Here is a 22,995-nt window from a genome sequence, read left to right on the forward strand (position 1 = left end):
TCATGGCTAAGAGACCTAAGAATAATTTTAAAATTAGAAATTTCAATTCAAAAGTTTTAATCCTTTGTGAAGGGTTAACTGAGAAAAATTACTTTAACGCTTTTAAAGAAGATTTGGGTTTGCCAAAAACTATTGCAGTAAATATTTTTCAAAGTAATAAAGTTGATTGTAAAGGAGTTGTTGAAGAGGCAATAAAGAAAGCAAAACGAGATGGTTTTGAAGAAATATTTGTAGTTTTTGATCATGATAATCAAGCAAAGAGAGATGAGGCTTTTAAATTAGCTTCTGATAAAAATATCAAAGTTGTTTTTTCAAGTATTTGTTTTGAGTTATGGTATCTTTTTCATTATAAAAACTCTACGAAGGCTTTTGCATCAGAAGCAGAGTTGGAAAGAGAACTAAAGAAATGTGCTGGAATGGAGAATTATGAAAAGAACAATTTCAAACATTATTCAATTTTAAAAGATAAAATAACAATTGCAAAATCTAATACTGAAAAGAGCAGGTTAACTGTTGTTCAAAATAATGAAGATATAGAAATTTTTAATTTAAATCCATTCACTAATGTAGATGAATTGGTTGTTTATTTGGAAAATCAAAAAGACAAGTAATAAAAAAAGGAGCTTCAATAAAAGCTCCTTTTTAAATTTTATATGATTTTAAAGGAATTTACCCAACTAGTTCCACAAACTTAAACTCACCATCAACGACAACCTTAGTCAAACCGTGTTTAGATAAATTTTTCATAGAAGCATCCCATTTTTTACCGCTTAAGTTAGCAGAAACTTTTAGCTGAGATAAATCCATTTTATTTTCATTTCCTTTCAAAAGAGTAATAATTACTTTCTCTTCTTCAGTCAACTCAATTTGTGCTTGTTTTTTCTCTGGACGCATTTGTGGGAACAATAAAACCTCTTGAATAGAAGCATTATTAGTTAAATACATAATCAAACGATCCATTCCAATTCCCATTCCAGAAGTTGGAGGCATACCGTATTCAAGAGCTCTTAAGAAATCTTCGTCGATAATTCCATTTGCTTCATCATCACCTTTTGCAGCCAAACGCATTTGATCTTCAAAACGCTCTCTTTGGTCAATTGGATCATTCAATTCAGAATATGCATTTGCGATTTCTTTTCCGCAAACCATTAATTCAAAACGCTCCGTCAAATCTGGATTATCGCGGTGCTCTTTACAAAGCGGAGACATTTCTTTCGGATAATCGGTAATAAAAGTTGGCTGAATATAATTTCCTTCGCATTTAGCTCCAAAAATCTCATCAATTAGTTTTCCTTTACCCATTGTTTCGTCAACCTCAATTCCCATTCCTCTAGCAGCTTCGAATAATTCCTGTTCTGTTTTTCCAGAAATATCAAAACCAGTAAAATGCTTGATAGAATCCGTCATGGTAACACGAGCATAAGGCGCTTTAAAGTTGATTGTGTGCTCGCCAAAAGTAACTTCACTCGTTCCATTTACGGCAATTGCACAATGCTCTAATAAACCTTCAGCAAATTCCATCATCCAGTTGTAGTCTTTATAGGCTACATATATTTCCATTGCAGTAAATTCAGGATTATGCGTTCTGTCCATACCTTCATTACGGAAGTTTCTAGAGAACTCATAAACACCTTCAAATCCACCAACAATTAATCTTTTTAAATACAATTCGTTTGCAATACGCATGTAAAGCGGAATGTCAAGCGAGTTGTGATGCGTAATAAACGGACGCGCAGAAGCTCCACCAGGAATTGATTGTAAAACCGGAGTATCAACTTCCAAATATCCAGCGTCGTTAAAATAACCACGCATTGCAGTAAATAACTTTGTACGTTTAATAAAAGTTTCTTTAACCTGCGGATTTACCGTTAAATCTACGTAACGCATTCTGTAACGCAATTCGGCGTCGTTGAAAGCGTCGTGTACATTTCCTTCTTCGTCCACTTTTGGTAACGGAAGAGGGCGTAAAGTTTTGCTCAAAAATGTAAAACCGTTTACACGAATACATTTTGCCCCAACTTGAGTAGTAAATAATTCACCTTCAACACCAATAAAATCTCCTAAATCAGTTAATTTTTTGAAAACTTGGTTGTATAAAGTTTTATCGTCGCCTTCACACAAAACATCGCGGTTTACGTACAATTGAATACGTCCTTCGCTGTCTTGTAACTCAGCAAAACAAGCTTTACCTTGATCACGAACACTCATCAAACGTCCAGCAACAATAACCTTCTTACCTTCTTCAAACGTTTCCTTTATCTGCTTTGATGTATGATCTACAGGAAAAAGATTTGCCGGATAAGGGTTGATACCCAAGTTGCGTAAGTTCTGAAGTTTTTCTCTTCTAATGATTTCTTGTTCTGATAATGCCATTTTTGCTTTATTTTTTAAGTGTGCAAAGATAAAAAAAAGAATGTAGATTTTAGAATGCAGATTTTAGATTTTTTGCAGCATCAAATTATTGGGTTTCAATCAACTTTAGTCCCGCTATCCGCTTGTATCTTTTCCTTGCTAAAGAAGCAAGAAAAAGGATACCGCTTCTATCGGGGCTAGTTTAGAAGTTTATGTTTTCAGAACAAGTTTTAGTTGGAGCGTAGCGACTAAAAACTTAGTATCTTCGCCCGAACAACCTAAATCTAAAAATATGAAAAAATATTTACTCTGTTTTATTGTATTAATTTGTACGACAAGCTGCATGTTTAAAGAAAAGATGACCATAAATGAAAATGGATCAGGGACTTTTTCATACGGATTTGACATGTCTCCAATGTTTAAAATGGGATTTAAAAGCAATGATTCGATAAAAAAGAAGCAGGTATTGGATACTGTTTTTACTTTTAAAGAGGTTTTTGCAAAAGCAAAGGACAGTATTGCAAAACTATCAAAAGAGGATCAGCAAAAAATAAAGGCACTTGAAAAGTTTCAAGTTGCATTCAAAGTAAATGAAGATAAAAAACAATTTGAATTTAATATGGAATATAATTTTCCATCATCAGACAGTCTTAAAAATATGGTTTCGCCTCTTGAGGGGCTTGAAGCAATGCCAAAATTAGGACCAGGTAAACAATTAGGAGCTTTAAGTGCAGTTCCAGAAGATGAAAAGAAAAAAAGTAGATTTACTTATAACTATGACGGAAAAGTCTTTGAAAAGATATTGGTAGAAGGAGATGCTGTTAAATCAAAGAAAGTAAAAAAGAAAAAGGAGAAAGAGGAAGACAATATCTTTACAAAACAAATGGATGAATATATGAAGGAATGTAAGTATTCTTTGGAATATCATTTTCCAAAAAGGATAAAAACGGTTTCATTTAAGAATGCAGTCATTTCAAAGGATAGAAAAAGTTTTACGCTGGATATTCCAATAAAAGAACTTCCAGACGATGAAAAAGATATGGATTTCAAAGTAGTATTTGAGAATTAATCAAGATACTTAAGGCATAATAAAACAATTGAAAATACTCTTTGTATCTTTGGTAAAAAATATACTACGATGAAATTATATCAATTACTTAGTTTTTCTTTTTTAATAGCGACATTAACCAGCTGCACTTTTACCGAAAATATTACGATCAACGAAAACGGAACAGGAAAATTCTCTGTAGACATGGACGGTTCTGCTTTAATGGAAATGGCAGGAGATCAAATTGCCGGTCAGATGGGAGACGCTAAAAAAGATATTGATACAACTTTTACTTTCAAACAAATATTTGAAGAGAAAAAAGACAGTATTGCTAAGCTGTCACCAGAAACGCAGAAAGAGCTTAAAAAACTGGAAAATTTTGTAGTAGCCACAAAAATGAGCTCAGAGAAAAAACAGTTTCTAATGACTATGGGAACTGATTTTAAAAATGTAAATGAGTTGCAAGATATTTTACAAACTCTAGGAACATTACAGAAATTAGAAGGAACTGCAAATGCTACGCCGCTTGGCAGTGGTTTTGGAGACAACGGAAGTAAATTAAGTTATACGTACGACGGAAAAAAATTTACAAGAAAAGCAGTAATCGATCAGCAAAAACTGGCAGCAAAAGCAAAAGATACGGCTGGCGATATGTCAAAAATGATGTTTGCTTCTTCTAATTATATTGTAAAATATCATTTTCCAAAAAAGATAAAGAAAGTCTCTAATCCGAATGCTTTGTTTAGCGACGATCGAAAATCAATTACAATTCAATATTCTTTTACGGATTATATGGAGAATCCTGACAAACTTAACTTTGATGTTGAGTTTGAAAAATAACTAAAATGAACAAAAAAATCCAACTTCAGGATCTTGGCAAAAAAGACTATAAATCGACTTGGGAATATCAAGAGGAAATCTTTAAAGACATAGTCGATTTAAAAATCAAGAACAGAAGAGAAGAACTAGATCTGCCAACGCCAAATTATTTACTTTTTGTAGAACATCCGCATGTTTATACGTTAGGAAAAAGTGGCGATTTGGAGAACTTATTATTAAACGAAAAACAGCTCGAAGCCAAAGGAGCGACTTTTTATAAAATCAACCGCGGTGGCGATATTACTTATCACGGACCAGGACAGATTGTCGGTTATCCGATTCTTGATTTAGAAAATTTCTTTACCGATATTCATAAATACCTGCGATTGTTAGAAGAATCGATTATTCTAACTTTAGCAGAGTATGGTTTGGAATCGGGCAGAAGCGAAGGCGAAACTGGAGTCTGGCTTGGTGTAGGAACTCCGTTTGCCCGTAAAATTTGTGCAATGGGCGTTCGCGCTTCAAGATGGGTAACGATGCACGGATTTGCTTTAAACGTAAATGTCGATTTGGGATATTTTGATAATATTATCCCGTGTGGCATTCGCGGAAAAGGCGTTACTTCTTTGAATGTAGAACTTGGTGTAGAAAAAGTAGATGAAGACGAAGTAAAAGCTAAAATTATCAAACATTTGACAGAGCTATTCGAAGCAGAATTCATTAAAAAAAACAAATAATTCAAGTATGGAAAATGAAGATAAAAAATCATTTTTGGAGCATTTAGCTCTTCCAGAAAAAGAATTACAAGAGTTATTGATTATTTCTCAGTTTAACAAAATAGCCAAAGGAGATTATTTTATAAAAGAAGGCCAAGTGCCTCGTAAAATGGCTTTTCTTGTAAAAGGTTTGTTTCGATATGTTTACACTCACGAAAACGGAAACGAATTCACTAAAAATATTATAGCCGAAGGGAATTTTATAAGTTCTTATTCGGCTATGATTTATAATACACCTTCCTATTTTTCTATAGAAGCTTTAGAAGATTCTGAAATCTTAGAAATTGAATATTCAGATTGGATTGGAATGAAAGAAAGAAATCCTTTTTGGAATCTCTTTTTAATTCAAATTCTCGAAAAAGCATTTTATATAAAAGAAAAGCGAGAAAGAGAATTACTTCTTCTAGATGCCGAAAAACGATATGAAATTTTTACTGCCGAATTTCTAGATGTTGAAAATCGAGTTTCACAGCAAATTATAGCTTCTTATTTAGGCATTCAGCCAGAGTCTCTTAGCCGACTCAAAAGAAAAATCAAGAGTTAACATAGGTCAATGTAATTCTTTACAACGCAAACTATTTTTGATTTCTAATTTTAAAAAAATGAAATTATGGAAATCTCAAATAGCACCATTGTCATTACTGGTGGAAGTTCTGGCTTAGGACTTGAAATGTGCCGTCAGCTGATAGAGAAAGGAAATAAAGTAATTGCTTGTTCCCGTTCTTTAGAGAAACTGAAAGAAGCTCAAAAGCAATTGCCCGATTTGGTTGTTTACAAATGTGATATTGCGAAGGAATCTGAATGCGAAGATTTTGCGGAATGGCTTCGAATTAATTATCCCCATATTAATGTTTTGATCAATAATGCAGCTATTGTACATAAAATTCATTTTATGAACGATCCCTTTTCTTTAGAAAAAATGGTTGATGAATTCTCCGTCAATTTAAATGCGCCAATACGACTGATAAAATTGCTGTATCCTTTTTTAATTCAAAATCCGAATCCTAAAATTATCAATATTACTACTGGATTGGTTTACGTTCCGAGAGCAACTTATCCGTTTTATAATGCTGCAAAAGCGGGATTGCATTCTTTTACTCAAGTTTTGAGAGAACAACTGAAACAAGAGCAAGTTAAAATTATCGAAATATTATTTCCTGTAGTTGATACGCCTTGGCATAAAGGAAATCCTCCGAAGATTGCCATTTCTCCTCAAAAAGCAGTTTCTGAAATGCTAAAAAGTATATCTCGAAATCAAACAGAAATAAGAATTGCTAAAGTAAAGTTGCTTTATTTTCTTTTTAGGATAGCTCCTCGATTTGCGTTCAATAAAATAAATAGCCTTTAAAATGTTTCTAATTTGTGTCTAATTATAAGTTTTAAAAATCGTAGACAGCGTGCTTTTTTTAGATGAAAAGCGTAATTTTATTAGGGATTTATGCTAAATTTGAGTACTTAGTATTAAGAAGTTAAATTTTATATCTGATTGCTTATGAGAAAAATCTACCTATTCTGTTTTCTTTTTGTGCTTAATGGTGTTTTTGCCCAAAAGAAAGATAAATTATATCCAGTTGCAGTTTATGAAAAAGTGTGGCAGGAAAAAAACAGCGATACCAGATTAAAGATGATCAAATCGATTTGGTTAGAAGACAGTACTTTTGAAGATCCTTCGGCTTCAATAAAAGGAATTGCGGCTTTTAATAATGTTATCAACGAATTTTACAAGAAAAACCCAGATGCTGTACTAACGTCGGGACCTAAAATTGTAAAAGACAATTATGTGACTTGGGAGTGGAAAGTTCTGGATTCTAAAAACAATCTTGTTTTGGCAGGAAGAGATTTTGCGCGTTTGAATGGAAAAGGTCAGGTGAGCAAAATTATTGGTTTTTGGGATAAAGGAGCAACTTTGTCTGAAGCGGATATTTTGAAAAACCTAGAAGCAGACAATCTAAAAGTGGTAGCGAAATATTACGAAAGTCTATTTAAAATAAGAAATCTGGATGCTTTAGAAACTGTAGTTGCAGACGGCGCAGTTTATAATCAAGCTACAGGTTTGCCTTACGGAGGAACTTATGTTGGTTTTAGCGAATGGACTAAAATGTTTGCAAAATCGGCTGAGTTTTTTGATCTGCAAATAGAAAAAGAACCGGTTTATTTTAGCGATGCTACTAAAAATGAAGTAATCATGTATTTTACGATAAATTGCAGATCTAAAAAATCGGGGAAAACAATGTCGGTCCCCATTTCAGAACATTTTGATCTGAAGGACGGTAAAATTACAGCTGTGAGACCGTTTTATTACGATACCAAACAATTTGCTGAATTTTTAAAAAGCAAAAAATAATAAAAGAAAACGACCATAAAGGTCGTTTTTTTATTGAAAGAAATCGAGTTCCAACTGTTCTGGCAACAGTCTGAAACTCATTCTATGGTATTTTGTAGTCCCGAATTCTTTAATGGCTTCTCGGTGCTCTTTTGTTGGATATCCTTTGTTTTGTTTCCAATTATACATCGGGAATTCTTCATGAATTTGATCCATGTACTCGTCACGATACGTTTTGGCTAAAACAGAAGCGGCAGCAATGCTTAAATATTTCCCATCACCCTTTATAATACTTTGGTTTGGAATCGATTTTAGAAGAGCAATTTCATCTGGAGAAAACTGTTTCCCAAAAGTGTTTTTTAGTCCAAGTTTAGCATTCAAGGCGCGATTTCCGTCAACAATTATAAATTCGGGAACGTGCTTTAATTTTAAAATGCATTCCTGCATTCCTTTCATCGAAGCGTTTAAAATGTTTATTTCGTCAATTTCGTCTGGAAACAAATGTGTTACAGAAAAACACAAAGCTTCTTTTTCTATAATTGGCCTTAAAAGCGTTCTGGTTTTTTCAGACAATTGTTTACTGTCGTTCAGAATTTTATTTTCAAAATGTTCAGGTAAAATTATGGCAGCGGCTGTTACTGGGCCAGCCAGACATCCTCTTCCTGCTTCGTCTGTTCCGGTTTCTAAGGCAAATCCTGAATAATTAAGTTGTAACATTTATGCTTTTTTATAAATACAAATATTGTGTTTTTTTATTCGGATTCGCAAATGTCGATAACGATAAAAAAACTTTAATAAATTGTTAAATAAATTTTTAAAAATCGACTGAATTAACATTTGCGAAACAAAATGATCATTTAAATCAATAAAATAACAAATTGTTTTGTCAGTTTTTTATCCACTATATACGCTTTTTATTGTTAAGTAAAAAGCGTTTTCTACTAAAACTATGTTAATTAATTGTTAAAATTAAATTAAATAGAATCATTCTAATTTTATGTATGTGTCTGATATTGTTGTAGTTTGTTTAAAAAAATGCTGAGTTTTCGTAATTTTCTTGAAGTATCTTTAAAGCGAAAACGTTTTAGCGTTAAATGGGTGTGTTGTTATTTTAAGAAAATATTAAGATGTTTGCCGGATACTAATTCAAAATTTTTTAAAATGAAACTTAAGTTAAATGGATTCTTAGTGCTTTTAGTGGCGCTGATTACGCAACTAACCTTTGCGCAAGAAAGAACTGTTTCGGGTGTGGTTTCCGATAATGCAGGAATGCCTCTTCCAGGTGTGAGTGTATTAGTTAAAGGAACTAAAAGCGGAACGCAAACAGATTTTGATGGAAAATTTTCTATCAAAGCAACGTCAAGCGAAGTCTTGGTTTTTACTTACATTGGAATGAAAACACAGGAAGTTGTAGCTAGCTCTACAGCTTTAACTGTAAAATTGACTAGTAATACTCAAGAATTAGAGAGTGTTGTAGTTACTGCCTTGGGTATTAAAAGAGAGAAAAAATCTCTTGGATATGCTACTCAGCAAATAAAAGGTGAAGATTTAGTTGGAGGAGTTTCAAGCGCAAACTTCCTTAATGATCTTTCTGGTAAGGCTGCCGGGGTATATATTAGAAAAAACACAAATTTTGGTGGATCTACAAACGCAGTTTCAAGAGGGGTTAAAAACCTTACTGGAAATAACCAAATGCTTATTGTTGTTGATGGTATGCCTATTAATAACCAGAACGTGAACTCAAGCAATGGAGCACAAACAGCTGGTGCACGTAATACATACGATTATGGTAATGCTGGTATGGATATTAATCCTGATGATATCGAGTCAGTAAACGTGTTAAAAGGTGCTGCTGCATCTGCTTTGTACGGTTTTCAGGCTGGTAATGGTGTAATTATGATTACTACTAAAAAAGGAAAAGCTCAAAAAGGGATGGGAGTTACTATCTCAAGTGAGTTTGGAGTTGGTACTGTTGATAAAAAAACGTTCCCTGTTTACCAAAACAAATACGGACAAGGGTATGGACCAACGTATGATGCTGCAGGAAACCCAAAAGGTGTTCCGGTTGGGCCAACAGGTGCATTTTTTGTTATCGATAAAAACGGTAACCAAGTGGTAAGTACAACTGATGACGCTTCTTACGGTGTTGCATTTGATCCAAGTCTTTCAGTTTACACTTGGGAATCATATACTCCATATTCTTCAAAATTTGGACAAAAATCTCCATGGGTAGCGGCTAAAAATGGTCCAATTACATTTTTTCAAACTGCTCAGACATTCAATAACTCAATCTCTTTTGAAGGAGGTACTGACAAAAGTAACTTCGTAATCAACTATAATAACTATAAAGAGACTGGTATTTTGCCAAATAGTGAATTGAAGAAAAATAATGCAAGTATTAAATTCAACCACAAATTAACTGATAAACTTTCTGCAACTGTTTTTGCAAATTATTTTGCACAAGATACACAGGGTAGAAATACTACTGGTTATGGTGGTGATAATATCATGGGAACATTCCGTCAATGGTGGGGAACTAACGTAGATATTCAATCTCAGAAAGAAGTTTTCCAAAATTCAGGAGGACAAAATATTTCTTGGAATATGGCAGACCCTTCTAATGGAAATACCAATCCTAAATATGCTGATAATCCATATTTTACAAGATATAGAAATTATCAGACAGACGAAAGAAATCGTTTCATCGGGTATGGTCAGTTAGATTATAAAATTACAGATTGGTTAAATGCTACAGGAAAAATCAGTACAGATTCTTATTCAGAATTGCGTGAAGAAAGAAAGGCGGTAGGATCTTTGGCTGCAACATTTGGGATTAACCGTTTAGCTGTTGGTTCAGGATACCAAAAATATACTGGGATGTTTTCTGAGCAAAACTATCAGTTTACATTGAACTTCAATAAAAAACTGACTGAAGATTTCTCTTTGACAGGTTTGGCTGGTTATAATGCTTTAAGAACAAGACGTACTTCTACATTGTCTTCTACAGATGGCGGACTTATTATTCCAGGAATCTATGCATTATCAAATTCAGTAAATGCTTCTCCGTTCCCAATTGAGGTTGAAGAGAATTCAGCTGTGAACAGTGTTTATGCTTCTGCGTCATTAGGATTCAGAGATTTCCTTTTCGTAGAAGGTACAGTACGTAATGATGCATTCTCTATGTTGCCAGAAGGTAATAATGATGTAAATACATACTCTGCTTCTGGAAGTTATGTTTTTACAAAACATGTTAATGCTCCATGGTTAACTTTTGGTAAATTAAGAGCAAGTTATGCAGAAAACCCACAAGGAAGTATTGAGATTTATGCATTGCAAGATGCCTATACTAAATTTAATCCATACGGTACAAATCAGCTTTATTCAAGACCAAACATTGGAAATAATCCAGATTTGCACCCTGTAAAAACTAAATCTGAAGAAATTGGTTTAGAGATGCAATTCTTTGACAGAAGATTAGGTTTTGATGTGAGTGTTTATAAAACTTTAAGTGAGGATCAAATCTTTCCAGTAGACTATTCTACTGCAACAGGTTACTCTTCTAAATTTGTGAATGCAGGATCTGTTGAGAATAAAGGTGTCGAGGTAATGTTCAATGCAACGCCTATCAAAACAAATGACTTTTCTTGGGATATTAACGTAAACTGGTCTAAAAATGAGAATACAGTTGTAGCTTTAACACCTGGTGTTGATGTATTAACAATTGGTACATTCCAGGGCGGTGTTAGTATTGTGGGTACAAAAGGAAATCCTTATGGAGACATCCTTGGTAAAGATTATGTCTACAAAGACGGACAAAGAGTAACTAAAAATGGAGTTTATTTACAGACAGCAACTACCAATAATGTAATTGGTAATGTTACTCCAGACTGGATTGGTGGTATTCGTAATAGATTTGCTTATAAACAAGTTTCTCTAGGTTTCTTAATTGATGTTCAAAAAGGAGGAGATATTTTCTCTCTTGATCAGTATTATGGACAAAGCTCTGGTTTATATACAACTACAGCAGGAAACAATGAGTTAGGAAATCCTGTAAGAAACACACTTGCTAATGGTGGAGGTGTTATCTTACCTGGAGTAAATGAAGATGGAACTCCTAATACTACAAGAACTCCAAGTCCTGAGGTAGCTGGAAGTATCTATGGTTATAATAATAACCCACAAAAAGCATTTGTTTACGATGCAAGTTACGTGAAATTAAGAGAGGTAAGTATTACTTATAGTTTCCCTAAAAACATTATAGCTAAAGCAGGTTTGAATGATTTACGTCTTTCTTTAGTAGGTTCTAACTTATGGATCATCAGTAAAAATCTTCCAGATGCAGATCCAGAAAGTGGTCTAAGTTCAGGTAACTTATCAGCAGGTTATTCAGGAGGTTCACTTCCTACAACAAGAAATATTGGTTGTAACCTAACATTAAAATTTTAAATCATGAAAAAAGTACTTTTATTAATGTCTGTGGTGGGTATGATGGTTTCGTGCAGCCAGGACATTACAGATATGAATGTTGATCCTAAAAGACCAACAACAACCAAAGCAGAATTTTTGTTTACAAATGCGGAGAAGAAATTAGTCGATCAAATGGTTAGCACTAGTGTGAATAATAATGTTTTTAGATTATTTGCACAGCAATGGACAGAGACGACTTATCCGGATGAAAGCCAGTATAACATTACAAACAGAAAAATTCCTGATACGCACTTTTTGGTTTTGTACAGAGATGTTCTAGCAGATTTTCATGATGCAAGAGTTATGATTGCAGCAACAGCTACAGCAACTCCTGCAGATGAGGCAACTAAGCAAAATAAATTAGCCCTTATCGATATTTTAGAAGCTTATGCTTATAGCGTATTGGTAGATACTTTTGGAAACGTTCCTTATTCTCAGGCAATTGATATTCAAAAATATCCTTTACCAGCTTATGATGATGCAAAAACGATCTATCAAGATCTTATCAAAAGATTAAGTGCATCTGCTGCAGTTTTAAAAGCAAATAATACTGTAGCTAACTTTGGTTCTGCAGATATTATCTATTCTGGTAATGCTGCAAGTAATGCTAAATGGGCAAAATTTGCTAACTCGTTAATCATTAGAATGGCAGTTAATATGTCAGATGTTGATCCTGCTTATGCAACTACTCAAGTTCAAGCAGCTCTTGCTTCTGGTGCTTTGGCTGGTAATCAAGATAATACAAAGTTGACTTATTTAACTACATCAGGAAATCAAAACCCATTATATGCTGACTTAGTAACAAGTCAGAGATTTGATTTTATTCCTGCTGAGCCTTTTGTTTCTGCAATGGATGCTGTTGTTCCTGGAGGTGACCCAAGGATGCCTAAATATTTTACTAACTTAACTTCTCCAGCTCCAGTTATTCCTTCAGGAAGAACTTTCGTAGGGGGAACTTATGGTGCAGGTAACGTTTATACATCATATTCTCAGATAACTTCAACATTAAACAATCCAGTTTTCCCAGGAACTATCTTTGATTTCGCTGAGTTGAATTTCTTATTGGCAGAAGCTGCTGAGAAAAATTTAATTCCAGGTGGTTCTGCTCAAGCAAAAGTTTACTACGAGGAAGGTATTAAGGCTTCTATGGCAGACTGGGGAGTGACTAATACTGCTGCTATTGATGCTTACATTGCAAGTCCAAAAGTAGATTATAACAATGCTTTAAGTGGAGCAACATATAAAGAGAAGATCGGTAATCAAGCATGGTTTGCTCTTTATAACAGAGGATACGAAGCATGGACGTCTTACAGAAGATTGGATTTCCCAGTTTTAAAAGCGCCTCAGGCAGCTATCAACAAACTTATTTTTACAGTGCCTGTTAGATATACGTATCCAGGAGTAGAAACAAGTATCAATAAAGCAAACTATACTAAAGCTGCTGCTGATATTGGTGGAGATTTATTAAACACTAAATTGTTCTGGGATAAGTTCTAATTTTAGAATAATCCATAAGCAATGAAGTTGAAGATTTAAAATAATTATACCCTCTTAAGGGAATAAGAAAAATAAATATTTTGATTTTTTTTGAAAGCCCCGTATACTTTTGTATACGGGGTTTTCGTTTCCAAAAGACCGAAATTATTTCAATTTCATATTATATATTATGTTTTTTCGTTTATACCTTTTTATCTTACCTTTGCTTAGCAAATTTGTCAAAATAAATTTATACAAAGCCATCAAATGAGAATATTCATTTTTTTATATCTATTAGTTGTTCCAACATTATTGTTTTCGCAAGAAAAAAAACCAGCTTCTAAAAGTAATTTAGATATGAATTCGGAATATTCTAGTATTACGGATACTCTAAAAAAGAAAAAGAAAAAAATAGCGACAATAGACCAATATAAAATTGTCACTTTAGAACACGATACCATTTATGCCGATACATCGCTGACTCTTAAAAGTGCTTACAGACAAAATCATCTTAGGAAAGATCTTTTTGGTCTTCAAGAATTTTCTAATATTGGACAGCCTTTAAATACGCTACAATATAGCTTGACAAGTTTTTCTCCGTATCCAGAAATTGGTTTTACCGGAAAACATTCTATTTATATGCAAGCAGATCAAATTAGATATTATTCTGTTGCAACACCTTTTACAGAGTTGTTTTTTAATACTACTATTAATAAAGGACAGAATGTAGATTCTTTTATCACGTTAAACGTTTCTAAAAACCTAAATTTCTCGATTGCTTACAAAGGATTAAGATCAGAGGGAGACTATATTAATCAGTTGGTTAGTGCAGGAAATTTAAGAATTACAACCAGTTATGCTACAACTAGCAGACGATATGCAATAAACGCACATTTTGCGAATCAGGATATTTTAAATGAGGAAAATGGAGGTATTACAAACGATAATGATTTTGAAAGCGATAATCCAGATTATAAAAACCGACAAAGATTGCAGGTTTATTTAACTGATGCAGAATCCTTTTTAAAAGGAAGAAGATTGTTTTTTGATCATGCTTTCAGAGTAAATCCGAATGATGGAAGCAATAATTTATACATTACGCACCAATTTAATTACGAGTATAAAGCTTACGAATATAAACAGCCAACCATACTTTCAAGTGTAACTGGTAGTGATGGCACGACAAAACGCATACCGCGATTTGGAGATTCGTATGCGGCAAGTAATATTAATGATCAGACTAAATACGAAAGACTATATAATAAGGTAGGTGCAGCTTATGAAAATTCGCTGTTAGGTAAATTCATATTTTTTATAGACGATTACAGATCTAATTATAAGTACAACCGAATTATCGTGGATACAGCCCGAAATGCAGTTCCAGACAATTTGTTTTTGCAGTTTAATAATTTTGGTGCTCAGTACGAATACCAAAAAAACAAATGGAATGGTAGATTTTTATATTCAAGATCAATTACCAATCAATCTCTTTCAGATTTAGATGCTAAACTGCGTTACGATATGAGCGAAAAAATCAAGTTTGATTTTAGATATCGCAATATCAATAAGTTGCCGAATAATAATTATAATTTGTATCAGAGCAGCTGGATTCAGTATAATTGGTCGAATGATTTTAAGAATGAAAAAATTAATTCATTAAGTGCAGAAATTACAACACCTTGGCTGACAGGTCAAGTTCAATACACCGTTTTAAACGATCATTTATATTTTAAGGATGATGCCTCAGCTGCGCAGAAAGCAGCTGATATTCAAATTGTAAAACCTTTTCAATACGGAAATGCAATTAATTATTTAGAAATAAAAGCAAGCCGTGAATTTAAATTTGGAAAATTTGCTTTAGATAATACCCTTTTATATCAGAAAGTAGATCAGTCAGATTTAATTTTAAATGTACCCGATTTTGTAACTAGAAATACATTCTATTATTCTGGTCATTTCTTTAAAAAGGCATTGTTTATGCAAACGGGACTTGTCTTTAATTATATGACAAAATATTATGGAGATGATTATAATCCTGTAATCGCAGAATTTTTTGTGCAGCAGGATAAAAAAATCGGAGGTTTTGCAACATTCGATTTCTTTGTGAATGCGAGAATACGCCAGACCCGTTTTTATTTAAAAGCCGAACATTTTAATGCTTTATTTTCACAAAGTAATTATTATGCAACGCCTAATAATCCGTATCGTGACTTTGTGTTGCGTTTTGGTTTGGTTTGGAATTGGTTCGAATAAAAAAGAGTTGAAGATTTATTATAAAATCAAATATTTAAATAATACAAAATGGACTTTTCAAATAATATTTTAGAAACAATAGGTAACACGCCGCTTGTAAAACTCAACAAAATTGTTGCTGAAATTGATGCGTTAGTATTGGCAAAAGTCGAAACCTTTAATCCTGGTAATTCTGTAAAAGACAGAATGGCTGTAAAAATGATTGAAGACGCAGAAGCAGATGGCCGACTAAAACCTGGAGGAACTATTATTGAAGGAACTTCAGGAAATACAGGAATGGGACTTGCACTTGTGGCAATCGTAAAAGGATACAAATTAATTTGTGTGATCTCAGACAAACAGTCTAAAGAAAAAATGGATATTCTTCGTGCTGTTGGTGCAAAGGTTGTCGTTTGTCCTACAGATGTTGAGCCAACAGATCCACGTTCTTATTATTCAGTTTCTAAGCGTTTAGCAGAAGAAACACCAAATTCTTGGTATGTGAATCAATATGATAACATGTCAAATTCTTTGGCACATTATGAGCAAACTGGACCGGAAATCTGGAAACAGACAGACGGAAAAATTACACATTTTGTGGTAGGAGTGGGAACAGGAGGAACGATCTCTGGAGTTGGAAAATATTTGAAAGAAAAAAATCCGAATATTAAAATCTGGGGAATTGATACTTACGGTTCTGTTTTTAAAAAATATCACGAAACAGGAATCTTCGACGAAAACGAAATCTACTCTTATATAACAGAAGGTATCGGAGAAGATATTTTGCCTAAAAATGTTGATTTTTCTTTAATTGATGGATTTACAAAAGTAACTGATAAAGACGCTGCCGTTTACACTAGAAAGATTGCTCTTGAAGAAGGAATTTTTGTAGGGAATTCAGCTGGAGCTTGTATAAAAGGTTTATTACAGCTGAAAGAGCATTTTAAACCAGAAGATGTTGTTGTGGTATTATTTCACGATTCTGGAAGCCGTTATGTTGGAAAAATGTTCAACGACGACTGGATGCGTGAGCGCGGATTCTTAGAAGAAAACGTAACAAAAGCCGAAGACGTTATCAAAGATCATATCGATAAAGAATTGATCGTTGTACGTACAGAAGAGCTAGTTTCGCATGCAATTGAGCGTATGCGTAAATATAAAATTTCGCAGATTCCGGTTGTAGATATCAACGGATTTGTTGGTTCTGTAGACGAAACAGATTTATTTAGAAGCTACGTTGCCGATAAAAACGTTGCCGAAAAACCAATTAAGGACGTAATGGGTAAACCTTTCCCGATTGTAAAATTAGGAACACCAATTGAAGAAGTTTCAAAACTTTTCAGCAAAGAAAACGATGCTGTTTTGGTTGATTTAGGAAACGGACATCATCACATTATCACGAAATATGATATTATTGGCTCAATAAAATAAGCCATTTCAAATAAAAAAATCCATAAACCCTTATTGTAATTCAATTGGGTTTATGGATTTGTCTTTTAAAAATAGAATATGAATTTTACAGCTATTGATTTTGAAACTGCAACAGGATATCATCCATGTTCGGTAGGTATTGTTACAGTCGAAAATGGAATTATCGTTGATGAATATGTGTCTTTAATAAAACCGCCGAACAATGAATATAATCCGTTTACAATTCGCGTTCACGGCATTTATCCAAAAGATACTGCTAATGCAAAATCTTTCTTTCAAATTTATCCCGAAATTGAAAAACGACTAAAAAACAGAGTTGTCGTAGCACATAATGAAAGCTTTGATCGTAATGTTTTGATGAAAACAATGCTGTTGCATGGTTTGAATTATGAAGATTTAAATATCGCTTTGAAATGGGAATGCACAGTCAAAATATATAAAGCTAAAGGCATCAAGCCAACCAAATTGAGCGATTGCTGTCGTGAGATGGAAATTCAGCTCAATCATCACGAAGCTTTATCTGATGCAAGAGCTTGCGCAAAGCTGTATATGCTTCGTTAAAATATTTTTTTATTTTGTAAGAATAATATTAAAATTTAATTACTTTTAGATTTTGTAATCATACTATAAAATCTAAATGAAAGAAGGCTTCCTTCATTATCTCTGGAAATTCAAGAAATTTGATACGTTGAATTTGAAATCTGTTCAAAACGAACTAATTACCATTATTAAAACAGGTGATTATTTAGAACTTTCTGGACCTGATTTCTTTAATGCTCACATAGAAATTGGAAATCAAAAATGGGCTGGCAATGTCGAGATTCATTTAAAATCTTCAGACTGGTACCTTCATAACCATGAGAAAGACCCTGCCTATAAAAATGTTATTCTTCATGTGGTTTGGGAGAATGATACTGCTATTTTTAGAGAAAACAATACAGAAATACCTATTTTGGTTCTTAAAGATTATGTTTCAAAAGAAATAATAGAAAATTATACCGCATTGATTGCTCCAAAAACATGGATTTCTTGCGAAAGAGAATTAAAGCAAATTGATGGTTTTGTTTTCAAAAACTGGCAGGAAAGATTATTTTTTGAGCGTTTAGAGCGAAAATCTACGTTTATTTATCAATTACTGGAAGAAACTAATCAAGATTGGGAAGCGGTTTTATTTTGTCTTCTCGCTAAAAATTTTGGTTTAAATATGAATGGAAATACTTTTTTGCAAATTTCTAAAGTAATTCCTTTTTCAGTCATTCGAAAAGAAAGCTTTGAAGTCGAAAATTTAGAAGCGCTTCTTTTTGGAACTTCAAATTTATTAGAAGCAGAAAAAGAAGACGTTTATTATAAAGACTTAAAGTTTCGTTACTTTTATCTATTACATAAATATCAAATAGAAAAAACGTATACAGATCCACTTCAATTTTTTAAACTTCGTCCAGATAATTTTCCGACGATTAGACTTTCTCAATTGGCGGCTTTATATCATAAACACCAAAACCTGTTTTCTAAAATAGTTGATTTAAAATCTGTTACTGCTGTGTATCGTTTGTTAAATGTCTCTGCAAGTTTGTATTGGCAAAATCATTATATGTTTGATAAAGAAAGTCCGAAGAAATTAAAAATGCTTTCTAAATCATTTATAGATTTAGTGATTATCAATACAATTATTCCGCTTCAGTTTGCCTATTCAAGTATTATGGGAGAATCAATTGCTGAGGACTTAATTGATTTTATGAATGAAGTCACTTCTGAGAAAAATGCCATTATCGATAAGTTCAATTCGTTCGGAATTAAGTCTAAAACTGCATTTGAAAGCCAAACCCTATTAGAACTCAAAAATGAATATTGTGAGCGTAAAGCTTGCTTAAAATGCGCAATAGGAATAGAGTTGCTTAAAAATAATTAGCGAATTAGAAAATTTGATAATTAGATAATTGTTATTTTTGTAAATCTAAAATCTAAAGTCATAAATCTAAAATATAGATGTCAGCAATTTTAAAACTTAAATTCTTCTTCGAAAAATATGGTTTCCATGTTTCTTCAAGATTAGCAGATAAACTCGGAATGCGGGTAACAAGCGTGCGATTGTTTTTTATCTACATTTCCTTTGTCACAGCCGGTTTAGGATTTGGAGTTTACCTGACTCTGGCTTTCTGGATTAGGCTAAAAGATTTAATCCGTTCCAAAAGAACTTCAGTATTCGATTTATAAAAAAAAAGGCTCCAAATTTACGTTTGGAGCTTTTTTTTATTTTTATGAAGATGTATTTATTATTCTTCGCTTGTTGTATTATTAAGTTTAGATCTTTTCTTGCTATATCCAAAGTAAACTAAAATACCAATTATAAGCCATCCAAATGATAATAATTGAGCATCTAAACTTAAATTGAAAATTAAATAAGAATTGATCGCGATTCCCAAAACAGCAATAACCGGAAGAGCAGGAACTTTAAATGTTCTGTTTAATCCTGGTTGTTTTACTCTTAAAATCCAAACCGCGATACAAACCATAGTAAAGGCAAACAAAGTACCAAAACTTGTCATATCTGCCAATTTGTTGATTGGAGTAAAAGCAGCAACCGTTGCAATAATACCACCAAGAATCATTAAGTTCGTTTTTGGTGTTCCAGAAATTGGGTTTACTTTAGAGAAAACTTGTGGAATTAAACCATCTTTAGACATTCCAAGGAAAATTCTAGATTGTCCCATAATCATTACCATTAATACAGAAACTAAACCAATAGTAGCTGCAACAGTAATAATAGAACCAGCCCAACCTTGTCCAGCAATATCAAAAGCATAAGCAACAGGAGCTTTAATAGCTTCAGGATATTTTCCTAGCGGGTTAAAATCTTGGTAATTCATCATTCCAGTTAATACTAAAGAAACTAGAATATATAAAGTAGTACAGATTAATAAAGAAGCGATGATTGCAAAAGGAACATCTTTTTTAGGATTGATAGCCTCTCCAGCTTGAGTAGAAACAGCATCAAAACCAACATAAGCAAAGAAAATTGCAGCAGCTCCAGAAATGATTCCTCCAATTCCGTAAGCATTGTGAGTAGTTTCTTTTTCAATAATTTGAGTGGCTTCAGGAATAAATGGGCTCCAGTTTGCAGTATTGATGAAGAAAAGACCAGCAACAATTACAAAGATTACTGCCGAAACTTTAAGGATTACAATAGCATTATTGGCTTTGGCAGCGCTTTTTGTTCCTTTAATAAGTAATGAAATAACTAAAATAACGATCAAGAAAGCAGGAAGATTCATAGAGAAACCTTCTCCAGTATAACTTGCAGGATCTGTTGTAAGCCAATCAGGAAGTTTTATGTGAAATAATTTTAGCAATTTATTAAAGTATCCAGACCAGGAAACCGCTACAGTCATGGATCCCATTGCATATTCGAGAATAAGTCCCCATCCAATAATCCAGGCAAAAATTTCTCCAATTGTACCATAAGCATACGCATAAGCAGATCCCTCTACAGGTAAAATTGATGCAAATTCAGAATAGCAAAGAGCCGCAAAAACACAAGCAATACCTGCGATGATAAACGAAATTGCTAATGCTGGACCTGCATGGTAATAGGCTCCAGTACCCGTTAATACAAAAATTCCTCCGCCAATAATGGCACCAACTCCAATTGCAGTAAGGCTCCATTTTCCTAAAACCCTTTTTAAATCACTTTTTTTCATATCGGCCTCAAAGGCAGATATTGGTTTAACTCTCATTATTGACATACTATATAATATTGGTTTATTGTTATTAAGTGCCAAATGTATTGTTTTTTGTAAAAAATAAAAACAATTATCATCTTTTAAGTTATAAAATGTTTCTTTTTTTTACAGTACTCGTAAGAAAGATTCTCTAAGTATTGATATTCATTAAATTAATTGGGGTTTTGTAACAGATTCGATAATTTTTTAAAAACTACTTTTCTTACTAATTTTCTTAATAAATTTGAAAGATTTTTCTTAAATTGTTTTTTAAAAGTATTTTCTATCATGAATTTTAAGTTTCTCAATAAGTATTTCCATTTTACAAAACAGCAGCGAATAGGCATTTTTATGCTTTTTGTTCTAATAATCGGTTTGCAGCTGGTTTATTTATTCGCTGATTTTAATATTTCAGAAACCAGTAATGTAGAAAAAGAGCAGTGGCTAGCGCTGCAATCAGAAATCGATCAGGAGAAATTAAGTCTTACAAGCGCAAAGCCGGTGGTTTATCTTTTCAATCCAAATTTTATTTCAGATTATAAAGGCTACAAACTCGGAATGTCTGTAGAAGAAATTGACCGTTTAATGGCATTTCGCAAAGAAAATAAATATGTAAACTCAGCAGAAGAATTTCAAAAAGTTACAGGAATTTCAGATTCATTATTAAACAAAATTTCTCCTTTGTTTAAGTTTCCAGATTGGAAACAGTATAAAAGTAATTCCCCTGTAGAGAAAAAAGAATTTGCTGTAAAAAGCTTTCCGAAAAAAGAAAAGCTCCCAATCTTGGATATTAATCAGGCAACTCAAGAAGATTTGATGAAAATTTACGGAATAGGAGAAGGACTATCTTCTAGAATACTAAAGCAAAAAGAAATCTTAGGAGCATTTGTGTCAATGGAACAAATGAAAGACATCTGGGGACTTTCGCCAGAAGTCATAAATGAATTGAGTAGCCATTTTAAAGTTCAAATCCCTTCAAATATGAAGAAAATAAATGTAAATGAGGCGTCACTAAAAGAATTAGCTCAATTCTCATACTTTAAATATGGACTTGCAAGAGAAATAGTAAAATATAGAAGTATGAACGGAAATTTTAATAATATTGAGGATTTAGCAAAAATTAAAGATTTTCCTGTTGAAAAAGCAAAAATAATTAGTTTATATTTGGAGTTCTAAAAGAAACTAACTCATGAACTTTGATTACAACGAAACACAACTAATGATCGCACAGTCGATAAAAGACTTTGCAGAAAAAAATATTAGACCTTATATAATGGAATGGGATGAAGCGCAAATTTTTCCGATTCCGTTGTTTAAGCAACTTGGCGAGATGGGCTTCATGGGCGTTTTAGTTCCAGAAGAATATGGAGGTTCTGGTTTGGGTTATCATGAATATGTTACAGTAATAGAAGAAATTTCAAAAGTAGATCCTTCTATCGGATTGTCTGTTGCGGCTCATAATTCTTTATGTACCAATCATATCTTAACTTTTGGAAACGAAGAACAAAAGAAAAAATGGCTTCCAAAACTGGCTACGGCCGAACATATAGGAGCTTGGGGATTGACAGAACACAATACAGGCTCTGATGCTGGAGGAATGAATACTACGGCAGTTAAAGACGGAGATCACTGGATTGTAAATGGAGCTAAAAATTTTATTACACACGCAATTTCGGGAGATGTTGCAGTTGTTGTAGTGAGAACTGGTGAAAAAGGCGATTCTAAAGGAATGACCGCTTTTGTTTTCGAAAAAGGCATGAAAGGCTTTTCATCAGGGAAAAAAGAAAATAAATTAGGAATGAGAGCAAGCGAAACAGCCGAATTGGTTTTTGATAATTGCCGTGTTTCCGATGAAAATAGATTAGGCGAAGTTGGCGAAGGTTTTGTTCAAGCCATGAAAATTCTTGATGGCGGAAGAATCTCTATTGGTGCCTTGTCTTTAGGAATTGCAAAAGGCGCGTATGAAGCTGCATTGAAATATTCAAAAGAAAGACATCAGTTCGGACAGCCAATTAGTAATTTCCAAGGAATCTCTTTTAAGTTGGCAGACATGGCAACAGAAATTGAGGCTTCGGAATTATTGCTTCATAAAGCCGCTTTCTTGAAACAAAAACATAAACCAGTTACGACATCAGGCGCTATGGCAAAAATGTATGCCTCTGAAGCATGTGTCAAAATTGCTAATGAAGCCGTTCAGATTCATGGAGGATATGGGTATACTAAAGACTTTCCGGTAGAAAAATTCTACAGAGACTCTAAATTGTGCACAATAGGAGAAGGAACAACCGAAATTCAGAAACTTGTTATTTCTAGAAATTTGTTGAAATAAAATATCATTTTGGGCGTGCCCCT

19 protein-coding genes are annotated in these 22,995 nt (G+C 33.2%); 16 read left to right on the forward strand and 3 right to left on the reverse strand.

Annotated features, from left to right (window positions below; genetic code table 11):
• Positions 1-2 precede the first annotated feature (2 nt).
• Positions 3-611: an RloB family protein gene (locus Q9Q97_RS15165; RefSeq protein WP_306158556.1), complete on the forward strand. Its 609-nt coding sequence runs from the start codon at positions 3-5 to the stop codon at positions 609-611.
• A 58-nt stretch (positions 612-669) separates the two neighbouring features.
• Here the strand turns inward: Q9Q97_RS15165 and lysS are convergent, their stop codons facing one another.
• Complete coding sequence (gene lysS, locus Q9Q97_RS15170) at positions 670-2,373, reverse strand: lysine--tRNA ligase (RefSeq protein WP_306158558.1); 1,704 nt, start codon at positions 2,371-2,373, stop codon at positions 670-672.
• 271 nt (positions 2,374-2,644) lie between these two features.
• Between lysS and Q9Q97_RS15175 the strand changes: the two genes are divergently transcribed.
• The 6 genes from Q9Q97_RS15175 (at position 2,645) to Q9Q97_RS15200 (ending at position 7,339) form a co-directional block, all read left to right on the forward strand.
• Complete coding sequence (locus Q9Q97_RS15175) at positions 2,645-3,421, forward strand: hypothetical protein (protein ID WP_306158560.1); 777 nt, start codon at positions 2,645-2,647, stop codon at positions 3,419-3,421.
• A gap of 69 nt (positions 3,422-3,490) precedes the next feature.
• Positions 3,491-4,240, forward strand: a complete 750-nt coding sequence (locus tag Q9Q97_RS15180; protein ID WP_306158562.1) for a hypothetical protein — start codon at positions 3,491-3,493, stop codon at positions 4,238-4,240.
• A gap of 5 nt (positions 4,241-4,245) precedes the next feature.
• Complete coding sequence (lipB, locus tag Q9Q97_RS15185; protein ID WP_306158564.1) at positions 4,246-4,956, forward strand: lipoyl(octanoyl) transferase LipB; 711 nt, start codon at positions 4,246-4,248, stop codon at positions 4,954-4,956.
• Positions 4,957-4,963: 7 nt separating this feature from the next.
• Positions 4,964-5,539, forward strand: coding sequence for a Crp/Fnr family transcriptional regulator (locus Q9Q97_RS15190; protein ID WP_306158566.1), 576 nt, complete (start codon positions 4,964-4,966; stop codon positions 5,537-5,539).
• A gap of 66 nt (positions 5,540-5,605) precedes the next feature.
• Positions 5,606-6,343, forward strand: a complete 738-nt coding sequence (locus Q9Q97_RS15195; protein WP_306158568.1) for an SDR family oxidoreductase — start codon at positions 5,606-5,608, stop codon at positions 6,341-6,343.
• A gap of 144 nt (positions 6,344-6,487) precedes the next feature.
• Positions 6,488-7,339, forward strand: a complete 852-nt coding sequence (locus tag Q9Q97_RS15200) for a nuclear transport factor 2 family protein (protein WP_306158570.1) — start codon at positions 6,488-6,490, stop codon at positions 7,337-7,339.
• 30 nt (positions 7,340-7,369) lie between these two features.
• On the opposite strand, the gene Q9Q97_RS15205 is transcribed toward Q9Q97_RS15200, so the two are convergent.
• The gene (locus Q9Q97_RS15205) at positions 7,370-8,035 is read right to left on the reverse strand and encodes a ribonuclease HII (RefSeq protein ID WP_306158572.1); all 666 of its coding nucleotides are present in this window, start codon (positions 8,033-8,035) and stop codon (positions 7,370-7,372) included.
• A gap of 444 nt (positions 8,036-8,479) precedes the next feature.
• Here Q9Q97_RS15205 and Q9Q97_RS15210 point away from each other — a divergent pair, with 444 nt between their 5' ends.
• The 7 genes from Q9Q97_RS15210 to Q9Q97_RS15240 all read left to right on the forward strand — a co-directional run bounded on the left by Q9Q97_RS15210 (position 8,480) and on the right by Q9Q97_RS15240 (position 19,138).
• Positions 8,480-11,764 (forward strand): SusC/RagA family TonB-linked outer membrane protein, encoded by a 3,285-nt coding sequence (locus Q9Q97_RS15210; protein WP_306158574.1) that lies wholly within the window; start codon positions 8,480-8,482, stop codon positions 11,762-11,764.
• 3 nt (positions 11,765-11,767) lie between these two features.
• Positions 11,768-13,282, forward strand: a complete 1,515-nt coding sequence (locus Q9Q97_RS15215; protein WP_306158576.1) for a SusD/RagB family nutrient-binding outer membrane lipoprotein — start codon at positions 11,768-11,770, stop codon at positions 13,280-13,282.
• Between the two features lie 246 nt (positions 13,283-13,528).
• Positions 13,529-15,514, forward strand: coding sequence for a putative porin (locus tag Q9Q97_RS15220; protein WP_306158578.1), 1,986 nt, complete (start codon positions 13,529-13,531; stop codon positions 15,512-15,514).
• Positions 15,515-15,562: 48 nt separating this feature from the next.
• Positions 15,563-16,924, forward strand: coding sequence for a pyridoxal-phosphate dependent enzyme (locus Q9Q97_RS15225; protein WP_306158580.1), 1,362 nt, complete (start codon positions 15,563-15,565; stop codon positions 16,922-16,924).
• Positions 16,925-17,002: 78 nt separating this feature from the next.
• Positions 17,003-17,485, forward strand: coding sequence for a 3'-5' exonuclease (locus Q9Q97_RS15230; RefSeq protein ID WP_306158582.1), 483 nt, complete (start codon positions 17,003-17,005; stop codon positions 17,483-17,485).
• A 76-nt stretch (positions 17,486-17,561) separates the two neighbouring features.
• Positions 17,562-18,833 (forward strand): DUF2851 family protein, encoded by a 1,272-nt coding sequence (locus Q9Q97_RS15235; protein WP_306158585.1) that lies wholly within the window; start codon positions 17,562-17,564, stop codon positions 18,831-18,833.
• Positions 18,834-18,910: 77 nt separating this feature from the next.
• Complete coding sequence (locus tag Q9Q97_RS15240; protein ID WP_008466940.1) at positions 18,911-19,138, forward strand: PspC family transcriptional regulator; 228 nt, start codon at positions 18,911-18,913, stop codon at positions 19,136-19,138.
• A 59-nt stretch (positions 19,139-19,197) separates the two neighbouring features.
• Here Q9Q97_RS15240 and Q9Q97_RS15245 read toward each other — a convergent pair whose 3' ends face one another.
• Positions 19,198-20,667 carry an APC family permease gene (locus Q9Q97_RS15245; RefSeq protein WP_306158595.1) on the reverse strand — a complete coding sequence of 490 codons (1,470 nt, stop codon included), beginning with the start codon at positions 20,665-20,667 and terminating at the stop codon, positions 19,198-19,200.
• A gap of 264 nt (positions 20,668-20,931) precedes the next feature.
• Here Q9Q97_RS15245 and Q9Q97_RS15250 point away from each other — a divergent pair, with 264 nt between their 5' ends.
• Together Q9Q97_RS15250 and Q9Q97_RS15255 are read left to right on the forward strand one after the other, a co-directional pair.
• The gene (locus Q9Q97_RS15250) at positions 20,932-21,819 is read left to right on the forward strand and encodes a helix-hairpin-helix domain-containing protein (protein ID WP_306158597.1); all 888 of its coding nucleotides are present in this window, start codon (positions 20,932-20,934) and stop codon (positions 21,817-21,819) included.
• A 13-nt stretch (positions 21,820-21,832) separates the two neighbouring features.
• Positions 21,833-22,972 carry an acyl-CoA dehydrogenase family protein gene (locus tag Q9Q97_RS15255; RefSeq protein ID WP_306158599.1) on the forward strand — a complete coding sequence of 380 codons (1,140 nt, stop codon included), beginning with the start codon at positions 21,833-21,835 and terminating at the stop codon, positions 22,970-22,972.
• Positions 22,973-22,995: the final 23 nt, after the last annotated feature.

This window comes from Flavobacterium sp. DG2-3 (assembly GCF_030730925.1).
Taxonomy (GTDB): domain Bacteria; phylum Bacteroidota; class Bacteroidia; order Flavobacteriales; family Flavobacteriaceae; genus Flavobacterium.